The following is a 9,386-nucleotide window of genomic DNA, read 5'->3' as shown; positions in this document are numbered from 1 at the left end:
ACTTTCAAGTTCAGTGCGTTCTTCCTGTGTGAGGGTCACCCTATATAAAATTTTTGGCATATCTTCTCCCATTTGAGGAAAAAGATAAGTCCTTTTTTATGCCTTTTCAAGTTTGACGCAACACTAGGGTCTGTTAACACTTTTTAAGTCCTTCAACGATGAGGGCAAACAGAATGAAGCCAAGAAACAAGGCGTCAAGCTTATCATAGCGGGTTGCTATGCGCCTGTAGCCCTTCAAGCGTCGAAACAATCTCTCAACTTCATTGCGTTTTTTGTATAACTCCTTGTCATAATTCCAAGGCTTACGCCGCAAGGGATGGGGAGGGACTACTGGCGCATAGCCCAGACGACGACTCAACTGTTGTGTTTCATTGCCTTCATAGGCGCTGTCCATAAGGAGACTGCAAGGCGCAGGGCCGAGGGCTTCCAGAAGTTTTCTGCCTTGAGGCGCATCTCCCGCATTGCCGGGGGAAAGACTGAATATCAGGGCACATTCAGGGGACGCGACAACCAAATGAAGTTTGGTTGTCCATCCGCCTCTGGATTTGCCGATGGCTTGGGGGCCTGTTTTTTTAAGCCCCTGTTCCATCGGGGTGAACCTTGATGATAGTGCTGTCAAGAGAAAGAACCTTGATTTTGACGGCAATGAGCCGCTCGCGCTGAAGCCGCTCAAAAATTTTGGCGAGGACGCCATTTTTGCTCCACCGATTCATGCGGGTATAAATGGTATGCCAGTTGCCGAATTCTTTTGGGAGACGCCGCCACTTGCAGCCATTTTCCACGACATAGAGGATAGCATTGAGAACTTGGCGATTATCCAGGGAAACATTTCCCCGCTGTCGGGGGAAGCAATCGGCAATGCGTTCATATTGTTCTTTGGTTATGTTCATGGGGGGCAAGTATACCCCATGAATACAATTTGTCAAATAGCGTGAACAGGCCCTAGTCCGGCTGCGGTGACCTCCGCCGACATCATCGGCGGCGTGGACGCGCGGACGGGCAAAAAGACCGGACTGGAACTGATAGCGGAGATGTTTCCCCGCTACCGCATCGTGCCCGGCTCCATCCTGGCCCCGCGTTTCAGTGAGGAACCCGCCGTGGCCATCAGCATGGGGGCCAAGGCGGTGGGCATCAACGGCCTTTTCCGCGCCCTGGCCCTGGCTGACGTGCCCACGGCTGCGGTGCCCTTTTACACCGATGTCCCCGGTTACAAGGAGCGGAACAATCTGACCAGCGAGAATCTGGTCGTCTGCTGGCCGCGTATTGCCCTGGGTGAGCGTATCTATCACCTTTCGACACAGCTTTCGGGGCGTATATCCCTGACCGATTCGGACAACGGCAATTCGCCGCACGTTTCCCCGTCCAATAAGCAGGCGTTCATGGATCGGGCGGTGGTCGTGGGGGCCGATGGAGCGGTGGATGAAGAAGTCTGGCTGGGCCTTGATGAGAACAACTATCTCAACGGCCAGGGCATCGTCACGGTCAGCAATTTTGACTGCGGCTGGCGGTTTTGGGGCAATCGTACCGGGTGCTATCCGAGCAACACGGATCCGAAGGACGCCTTCATTCCCATTCGCCGCTTCTTCAACTGGTACCAGAACAGCTTCATCCTCACCTACTTCTCCCAGGTGGATGGGCCCATCACCAAGCGGTTCATTGAGCGCATCCTGAAGTCCGAGCAAATCCGCCTGGACGGCTTCACTTCGCGCGGCTTCATCAACGGCGGCCGCATCTCCTATCTGGGCAGTGAAAATTCGCTCACGGACATCATGGACGGCCTGCTGCGTTTCCACCTGTGGCTCTCGCCTCCTCCTCCCGCCAGAAGCATTGAGGGCATATTCGAATTTGATCCCACCTATCTGCAAGCTCTTTTCGGGGGTGAAGCATAAGCCGCAGACCTGAACAAACCATCGCCTTCCGCGCCTACTACAACGGCACGGATCTTTTGGGTGTCGCCACCATTGAGATGCCCGAAGTTTCCTACATCACGGAAACCATCAGTGGCTCCGGCGTGGCGGGTGAATACGAAAGCCCGGCCTTGGGCATGACGCAGAGCATGACCGCCAAGCTCTCGTGGATCAGCCAGACCAAGAACTTCTACAAGCTGCTGGATTCCACGCTGCAACCCCTGCTGGAACTGCGCGCCTCCGTGCAGATGGAAGACGAAGCCACGGGCATCCGTAAGGCTGTGCCGCTGCTGGTGACGCTGCTGGCCCACACCAAGACATCGCCCCTGGGCAGCCTGGAAACGGGCAAAAAGCACGGCAATGAAACGGAAATGGAAGTGCTGCGCCTGCAGGTGGAGCTGACTACCGAGCTGGAGCGCGCCCGCCGCAGCCAGGCGGCGCTGTCGGCCAATCTGGCCCAGCGTTCCATGTTGCGGGCTCAACGCATGGATTTGCATGGCCGCATCGTGGGTACGATGGGCATGGGCATGGCGGCAGCCGCCCCTGCCGCGCCTGGCCGCCCCGCCCAAGATGGCCAAGGAGGCTCTGGCCGACCTGACGGGAGCCGCCGGGCCGGAGCTGGATGAACTGTACGAGCAAATGGAGGATATCGCTGGGGCCAGCCAGACCCTGTCGGATATGGGGGGCAACACCAAGGATGCCAAGGGGAATTTACGGCCCTTGGTCGATATTCTGGAGGAACTCAATCTCAAAACCCGCGAGATGGGACTGGTGAGCGCGCCGAGGTTTTCAAGCGGGTATTCGGCACGGAAGCCTCGGCGGCCATGATCGCCCTGGCCGATGCTGCGGGCAAGACTGTGGACGATATGGGGCAGACCATCGTTGACGGTCTGGGCCGCCCCACAACCGCCATGCGGAAATACATGGAGCAGATCAACGCATCCAGCGGAACCGCTGCTCGCATCAGTCAGCAGATGAACGACACCACGGGCGGCGAATTGCGCCGCCTGAAGTCCGCATGGGAAGATGTGGGCAGCTCCGTGGGGGATCTTTTCCTCCCGGCCATCCGGGGTGCGTCAGTGGGTCTAACCGGAGTGGCCAACGGCATTTCATGGTTCGTGCAGACCTTCCCGACCATGTCCAAGGGCGTGGCCCTTGTGGGCGGCGGCATCGTGACTCTGGCTGTGTCCTCCCTGGTACTGGGCTATGCCTTCAATCCCGTGCGTACCGGCCTGAACATGGCGCGCGGAGCATGCTGCTGTTCTCCGGCGCGCAAATGGCCACCGTGGGCACCACGCGCGCTCTCACGCTCTCGCAGAACCCTGTGCTGGGCAGCGCCAAGCGGGGCCTTGGCAAAGCCTGGGACTGGGCATTCGGTGATGACGACGAAGACGCCGGAGAAGGGGCTTCCGCTCCGCGCAAGCCGCTCCCTGGGAGCGCATGACAGGAGGGGCCTGATGCGCCGCGCCGCCCTCTCTCTGATTTATGAAGGCCGTGACATCTCCGCCGACCTTGCTCCGGATCTGCTCTCCCTCACCTTTACCGACAAGAGCGGCGCGAAGGGGGAAACTGACGATCTGCAGGTGGTCATCAGTGACCGGGACAGGCTCTGGCAGGACGCCTGGTGCCCGCAGCGCGGCCATACCATGCAGGCCAGCATCGTCTGTACGGATTGGTTCGCACTCGGCGATTGCCTGGAGTTGCCCTGCGGCGCGTTTGAAGTGGACGAGGTGGAATTCGAGGCGGGCGAAACCGATACCGTAACCATCAAGGGCGTGCCTGCGGCTGTCAAAACGTCGCTTGCCGGGCAGAAGAAAACCAGGGCCTGGAACAGCGCCACACTGGAAACCATAGCCGGGGATATTGCCCGGGAAGCGGGCCTTACGCTGCTGTACCGGGGGGATGCCATATCCCTCCAGAGGGTGGAGCAGCGCCAGGAGCAGGATTTGGCCTTCCTGCACCGCATCGGCGGCGAACACGGTTGCAGGGTGAAAGTGTCCTCACGCCAGATTGTCGTCTACTCCGGTTCCGGCGCGGACGGCCTTGAGCCTGTGACTCTGGACAGAGGAAACACAGGCAGTTTCCGGGGCAAAATCACCACAGCGGAAGTGTACAGCTCCTGTACGGTCACTTTCACGGATCCGGCAGCGGCGGCTACACCACCAGCGTCACCCTGCAATCCGCCCTGGGGTACTGAGATGGAACTGGAACAGGTGCAGGATTTGCTGGCCCAGTGCATCCGCGTGGGCAGGGTTACCGGGCGACAGCCGGAGACCATGCGCGTCCAGGTGCGTTCCATCACCTTTGCCCCGGCGAAAAGCGAAGCCCTGGAGGGCAGACCGTGCCCGGTGGTCAGCCTTTCGGTACGCAAGGAGTTTCTGCATGACTTCCGTTGATCTTGTCGCCCTGCCGGACATCTCCTTCGCTCCTATGGACACGGGGCGGGTGGAGGCAGATGTCATCGCCAGTTTTGAAAGCGCCATGAACATCACGCTGTACCCGTCCACGCCGGAGCGCCTGCTGTGCGAGTCCCTCGCCTACCGCGAAATCGTGATCAACGGCAATATCGACCTGGCGGTGCGCCAGAACCTTCTGGCGTTCGCCGCGGGCGGGCACCTTGACCATCTGGGCGCGTTCATGGGGACGACACGCCTTGCGCCCACGCCATCGCGCACCACGCTCCGCTTTTCTCTGCCCGAAGCATTGACCTTTGCGGTGGATATTCCGGCGGGAACACGCGTGGCCACCACGGGCGGTCAGGTCATGTTCGCCACACAGGCCGTTGCGGTCATCCCTGCGGGTGAAACTGAGGTGGAAGTCGATGCCGCCTGCCTGAGCCCAGGCGCGCAGGGCAATGGCTTTGTGGCTGGCCAGATGACGGAGCTGGTAGACCGCATCGCCTGCATAGGCGCGGTCAGCAACGTCGCTGTGTCCCTTGGCGGCAGCGATGTGGAGAGCGATGCGCATTACCGCGAGCGCATCCGCCTTGCCTCGGAAGCCTTCAGCAACGCCGGGAGTGAGGGTGCTTACCGCTTTTGGGCCATGTCCGCCCATGCGGATATCGCCGATGTGTCCATCACCAGCCCTTCGCCCGGCGTTGTGGATGTGCGCCCCATCCTGCTGGGCGGGGAAATGCCCGATGCCGAACATCTGCGTCTTGTGGCCGAAACGCTGTCTTCCGAATTTGTGCGGCCGCTGAAGGATCATGTGCTGGTGGCTCCGCCCGATGTCATCGAATACACGGTGGACGGGCTTTATTACCTTGCGCGCTCCGGAGCGGCGCTCGCCGATGCAACCCGGGCGAACATCGCCTCCGCGCTGGAAAAGTACCGCGTCTGGCAGCGCAGCAAGCCGGGCCGCGATATCAATCCCACCAAGCTGATTTCCCTGCTGGAGCAGGCCGGGGCCAAGAGGGTTGAAGTGTCCACCCGGGCGTTCCGCCCGATGGACGCGGTGGAAGTGGCGCGAGAAACAGCCTTCTCTTTGCGCTTCGGCGGCTACGAGGATGATTGATGAAACGCCTTGCCGACACTTCCTTCGCCGAACTGCTGCCGTCCTCTCTGGCGTCGGATTCGTCCATGCGGGCGGCGGCCCAGGCCCTGGACGCGGTACAGCCCAAGACGCTTTCCGGCATTCCGAGCCTGCTGCTCTGGGCCCGGCTCCTTGAGGACGGCAACGGCATCCTGCCGCCCCTGCGGCGACTTGCCGGCAACAGAGCATTGCCGCCGCTCTCCGAAACCGAGCTTGATCTGCTGGCCTGGCAACTGCCAGACCAAGGAGGAGCCGCTGCTCGGTATCCCCGCTGACATCAAGACCATCCCGGGTGTCTTTTTTGAGGGCATTCCGCAGCGGGAAATCAGCGGCGAGATGGCACTGTTCAAGTGCGTCATTCCCGCCGGGAGTGTGCGGGAGGCCACCCCCTGCACCATTGTGGCCCTGTACGACCAGGTGGGCGAACTGGTGGCCGTGGCGCACTTCCTTCTGGAGTGGATTACTCCGGACAAGGATAACGAGCAACATTGCTACATTTCCTTCCCCGACCTTGCGGCAGCCGTTGGCGAGTCTTCGAGCCTTACGGATGGCGACAGCGGAGATGAGGAGGTGACGGCATGACCCAGCAGTTGGCTTCCTATGTGAAATTCGGGGAGGAGTACACCTCTCACGCTTTGAACCGCAAGCTGGCCGGAGTGCTGATGCCCGGCGTCTATTGGGGATTTGTTGTGGAGCCGGGTGGCGGTATGGCGTTGCGCATTCGCCATGATGAAGATCGGGACGGATCGGTATCTGTGGTGGAACGCGGCGGCTACAGCATCACCTGCTGCCTGAGCGATCCCGTTATGCTGACCGATATTCCCCCGCGACCGCCTGGAGGAATACGAGCAACTGCTGCGCCTGCGGGATGAGCTTGGCAACCAGAAGTTCGTATTCGCGCTGTTCCAGACCTACAACACGGTCATCGACCAGTTCAGCCTTCCGGTGAGGCACGGGGTGCGCGGTGACGACTCCCTGGACGTGGCTGATCCCATGAAGGTGGAATACGGCAAGGTCTATCTGCTCTCCGGTGGCGGCCACAGCGAAGAAGTGATGCTGCGGTCGCCCCATGACGATGGGCGCATCCGTATTACCACGAATCTGGAAAACAGCTACGGCCCCGACTCCAGCCTGAGCCGCACCACCGCCCATGTGGACACAGCCAAGGGTCTGGTGCGCGGCCCCGGCTACTACATGACCAAGGCGCTGACTTTTGCCCGGCACGGCCTGGTCTACGCCGAGTATGAAGGTTCGCCGCCTGCGCTGGAAATTGCGCCCGCCACCGGAGGCGGCGCGGGCGAGGAGTTCACGGTGGTAAGCGGCACGGTGCAGCGTTCCGGCTTGATTTCCTTCCCCTTTGCGGCGGGCGAGTGGGTGTTCCGCTTCAGCCTGACGGCGGCAGCCAGCATCAAACGGCTGGTCTGGGTGGATCAGGGCGAGGTGAGCGAGTTTCTGGCCCGTATTGAAATTGAGGACGCCAGCGGCCTGTACAAGTTCCGCTTCGCAGAGTTCGGGTTGCCCGCAACTCGTGATTATGTGGTGCAGCTCACGCCGGATGCGGCCAGCGGCGAGAGCGATGGCGGCACCCAGGGCGGCCTGCCCAAGGGGACGCTGCTGGTTTTGGGCGGCGGTGTGTACCCGTTGCTCTCTGGCGGACGTCTGCTCGCGGGAGGCCCGCAATGAGCGCAACGGGTATCGCGCGCATGCGCACGGGCCAGACAGTGCCCGAAGATCAACGCGAGCTGCTGCCGGATGTGGTGGTGAAACCCGACGACAAGGTGCTGGTGCAGCTTAAAGACGGCACCGTGGGCATGGCCACGGTGGACGGCATCGCTTCCTCGGCAAATCTTGGTCCGACCGGTGCGGAACTTTCCTTCGGCGTCACGCTGGCCCCTGTAACCATTGTGGAAGACGGCGGCGTTGCGCCTGAATGTGCGGCCATCGCGCTTCATATAGAGGCAGTGGAAATTGGCAACACATAACCAAAACCCTGTAACCTGAAAGAGAGGTTTTCATGGCTCTGAAGTATCTTGCGTCCCTGCTGAAGGTGAACGGCAAGGACGTGCAGCTCAAGTCCGAGCAGGTTTACGACAAAACCCGCAAGCAGACCGTGGCCGAGGCGCTGGCGGCGCTCGACAGCGCCATTTCCTCCCTGCGGAATGGGGACATCCAGACCCTGATTGATGATCTGGAGGCCCTGGAATCCACCGTCAGCGCCTTCCTGACCGGTGAGGACGACAACAACGATGTGCTTGACCGCCTCAAGGAACTGGTGGCCGCCATCCAGGCCAACAAGGACAGCATCGATGCCCTTGTGGCGGACAAGGCCACCAAGGAAGAACTCAATGCCGCCCTCGGACGCATTGCGGCCCTGGAGGCCAAGAGCCACGAACACGCCAACAAGGAAATCCTGGATTCCATCAGCAAGAGCGCTACCGGGAATCTGGTCTGCAACGACGTGGAGTTGGGCGTCTTCACCGGCATCGCCACGGCTGCCACCGTGGGTGAAACCAACGACTACAGCGGCAAGCTGCAGATCGTGGTGGAAGAGTTTGACGACGCGGATGCCGCGTAGTCATCCGGGGCCAACGGCAGGGGCGTACACCGCCCCTGCCTAACGCAAAGGTGGAAAGAGCTATGGCAGAGACGCCTATTCGGGTCTTGGCGAATCTGTTTGCCGCAACATTGACCATGCCTATGCTGCTGGCGGGCGGCGGTTGGAACGCTGCCGCGTCTTGCGGCTCGCGTTGTCGGACTGCGGGTAATTCGCGAGCGCATGCGGATACGAGCGTCGCGGCGCGTGGGCAGGCGCGGAGCCGGTGGGCCGCAAAACGTAAAACGCCGCTGGTTCGGCCCCGTAAGGGGCCGCGCCAGCGGAACCGGTCACGGCGTAAGCCGTCGAATTTTTTTGGAGATATCAGACGGCTTGCGCCGTTTTGGGGACGAAAGCCAAGCGCATCTGCATGGCATCGGCCAGGCCAAGCAGGGTTTTCAGGGTTGGATTGCCGTTGGCATTGAGGCTTTTATACAGGGTTTTTTCGTGCAGGCCGGTCACGCGCGCCACCTCCGGCAGCCCCCCGTAGGCTTTGGCGATATGCCGCAGGGCCACGAGGAATTCATCCATTTCGCCATCTTCCAGGCAGGCATTGAGCATGTCCGCCGCCAGTTGAGGGTCATTGGCGTACATGCGCGCCGCCACATCGTCATAGGGCACAACGCCCTTCAATTCCGCGTTCATGCGTTTCTCCTTTTAAAGTCGGCCAGATACGCTCTGGCTTTTTTTATATCTTCAGTCTGGGTTCTTTTGTCACCCGCCAGGAGCAGCAGAACCAGGGTCTGGCCATGCCAGGCGTAATACACGCGATAGCCCGGGCCGTAGGCAATGCGCATTTCATGCAGGCCGCCATCCAACGTATGGTGATCACCGAGATTCCCCGCTGCGGCTCGCTGGACGCGCCTAGCAATAAGCAGCTTTGCCCGCCTGTCACGCAAGCTGGACATATAGTCCTCATAGGGTACCTGGTTGTTTTCAGTCGAGTAGATGGCGAGTTCGTATTGCATGGGTTGTATTGTAGTTTATATTCTACTTTTGTCAAGAGGTCGAGCTTGATTTTTCGCCGCCACCGGGGCAAATAGTGCTGGTGGCTATGCGCTCATTGCCTCGTCGTTGTGCTGCTGGCAGGCGGCAATTGGAACAATGCCGCGTATTGCGGCTCGCGTTGTCGGAATGCGAATAATTCGCGAACGAATGCGAATACGGAGAGTATTAACAATATGATGTAAATGTGTTATATCCCTCCAAAAGGAGAAACACATGGAAACAAAGCCCGACTGCCCCAAGTGCCATGCCAGCACGGTATATCGAAGCGGAAAGATTCTGGGAAAACAACGGTATCGCTGCAAGAATTGTGGATTTCAATTTACTCGCACCACTCCACGGGGCCGCCC

The 9,386-nt window shown here is 60.2% G+C and carries 12 protein-coding genes and 1 pseudogene; 10 read left to right on the top strand and 3 right to left on the bottom strand.

What is annotated here, in order from left to right:
- Positions 1–133: 133 nt before the first annotated feature.
- Positions 134–890, bottom strand: a protein-coding gene (locus G7Y51_RS12495; RefSeq protein WP_165177979.1) for an IS5 family transposase whose coding sequence is annotated in 2 segments (ribosomal slippage) — positions 134–578 and positions 577–890 — 759 coding nt in all. Because the reading frame shifts where the segments join, the coding sequence is not laid out codon by codon here.
- Between the two features lie 66 nt (positions 891–956).
- Between G7Y51_RS12495 and G7Y51_RS12490 the strand changes: the two genes are divergently transcribed.
- The 10 genes and pseudogenes from G7Y51_RS12490 (at position 957) to G7Y51_RS12440 (ending at position 8,013) form a co-directional block, all read left to right on the top strand.
- A complete protein-coding gene (locus tag G7Y51_RS12490; protein WP_165177977.1) occupies positions 957–1,889 on the top strand; it encodes a phage tail sheath family protein in 933 nt (310 codons plus the stop codon).
- Positions 1,886–2,533 carry a phage major tail tube protein gene (locus G7Y51_RS12485; RefSeq protein ID WP_346773701.1) on the top strand — a complete coding sequence of 216 codons (648 nt, stop codon included), beginning with the start codon at positions 1,886–1,888 and terminating at the stop codon, positions 2,531–2,533. The genes G7Y51_RS12490 and G7Y51_RS12485 overlap by 4 nt, the downstream gene beginning before the upstream one ends.
- A 153-nt stretch (positions 2,534–2,686) precedes the next feature.
- A pseudogene (locus G7Y51_RS13820) lies at positions 2,687–4,303 on the top strand (phage tail tape measure protein); the annotation flags it as partial.
- A complete protein-coding gene (locus G7Y51_RS12470) occupies positions 4,290–5,420 on the top strand; it encodes a baseplate J/gp47 family protein (protein WP_165177971.1) in 1,131 nt (376 codons plus the stop codon). The pseudogene G7Y51_RS13820 and the gene G7Y51_RS12470, both read left to right, overlap by 14 nt.
- Positions 5,420–5,713 carry a hypothetical protein gene (locus G7Y51_RS12465; RefSeq protein WP_165177969.1) on the top strand — a complete coding sequence of 98 codons (294 nt, stop codon included), beginning with the start codon at positions 5,420–5,422 and terminating at the stop codon, positions 5,711–5,713. Before G7Y51_RS12470 ends, G7Y51_RS12465 begins: the two co-directional genes overlap by 1 nt.
- 61 nt (positions 5,714–5,774) lie before the next feature.
- Positions 5,775–6,020, top strand: a complete 246-nt coding sequence (locus G7Y51_RS12460; RefSeq protein ID WP_206214338.1) for a hypothetical protein — start codon at positions 5,775–5,777, stop codon at positions 6,018–6,020.
- Positions 6,017–6,310 (top strand): hypothetical protein, encoded by a 294-nt coding sequence (locus G7Y51_RS12455; RefSeq protein ID WP_165177965.1) that lies wholly within the window; start codon positions 6,017–6,019, stop codon positions 6,308–6,310. Before G7Y51_RS12460 ends, G7Y51_RS12455 begins: the two co-directional genes overlap by 4 nt.
- Before the next feature lie 85 nt (positions 6,311–6,395).
- Complete coding sequence (locus G7Y51_RS12450) at positions 6,396–7,121, top strand: hypothetical protein (protein WP_165177963.1); 726 nt, start codon at positions 6,396–6,398, stop codon at positions 7,119–7,121.
- Positions 7,118–7,420 (top strand): hypothetical protein, encoded by a 303-nt coding sequence (locus G7Y51_RS12445; protein WP_165177961.1) that lies wholly within the window; start codon positions 7,118–7,120, stop codon positions 7,418–7,420. Before G7Y51_RS12450 ends, G7Y51_RS12445 begins: the two co-directional genes overlap by 4 nt.
- 32 nt (positions 7,421–7,452) lie before the next feature.
- On the top strand, positions 7,453–8,013 hold the full coding sequence (locus G7Y51_RS12440) for a hypothetical protein (RefSeq protein ID WP_165177959.1): 561 nt from the start codon (positions 7,453–7,455) through the stop codon (positions 8,011–8,013).
- 342 nt (positions 8,014–8,355) lie between these two features.
- Here G7Y51_RS12440 and G7Y51_RS12435 read toward each other — a convergent pair whose 3' ends face one another.
- Both G7Y51_RS12435 and G7Y51_RS12430 read right to left on the bottom strand, forming a co-directional pair.
- Complete coding sequence (locus G7Y51_RS12435) at positions 8,356–8,676, bottom strand: addiction module antidote protein (protein WP_165177957.1); 321 nt, start codon at positions 8,674–8,676, stop codon at positions 8,356–8,358.
- Entirely contained in the window at positions 8,673–8,999 is a 327-nt protein-coding gene (locus G7Y51_RS12430) for a type II toxin-antitoxin system RelE/ParE family toxin (protein ID WP_165177955.1), read from the bottom strand. The genes G7Y51_RS12435 and G7Y51_RS12430 overlap by 4 nt, the downstream gene beginning before the upstream one ends.
- Between the last annotated feature and the right edge of the window lie 387 nt (positions 9,000–9,386).

This window comes from Desulfovibrio sp. ZJ369, assembly GCF_011039085.1.
In the GTDB taxonomy this organism is placed as follows: Bacteria; Desulfobacterota; Desulfovibrionia; order Desulfovibrionales; family Desulfovibrionaceae; genus Desulfovibrio.
Note: the sequence above shows the minus strand (reverse complement) of the source record. Positions and strands in the feature narration are given on the sequence as shown.